The sequence below is a fragment of the Aphanothece microscopica RSMan92 genome, from assembly GCF_046613545.2.
GTDB lineage: Bacteria > Cyanobacteriota > Cyanobacteriia > PCC-6307 > Cyanobiaceae > NIES-981.
On sequence record NZ_JBKKKY020000695.1, the window covers coordinates 1 to 221 of the forward strand.

Consider the following 221-nt stretch of genomic DNA (forward strand, 5'->3'; position numbering starts at 1 on the left):
CGCCCTGGAAGCGGAGCTGGCACTGGATTTGGATCGCCAGATCGATGCGATCGAGGAGCGGATCTGGGATTACTACTGCGAGGCCGATCCCGAGCAGATCCTGCTGTCGGTGGCGTGGACCCCAGAAACTGAACCAGTCCTTATGAGAGCTTCCCGACCGGCCAGACTTGGCCAGGAGAAGCCCCATGAAACGCAAGCGTCACACCCCCGAGCAGATCATC

General features: G+C 60.6%; 1 protein-coding gene. It reads left to right on the top strand.

Annotated features, from left to right (window positions below; genetic code table 11):
* Positions 1-221: hypothetical protein (locus ACLD7X_RS19640; RefSeq protein WP_411425361.1), on the top strand; the 221-nt coding region annotated here is incomplete at both ends.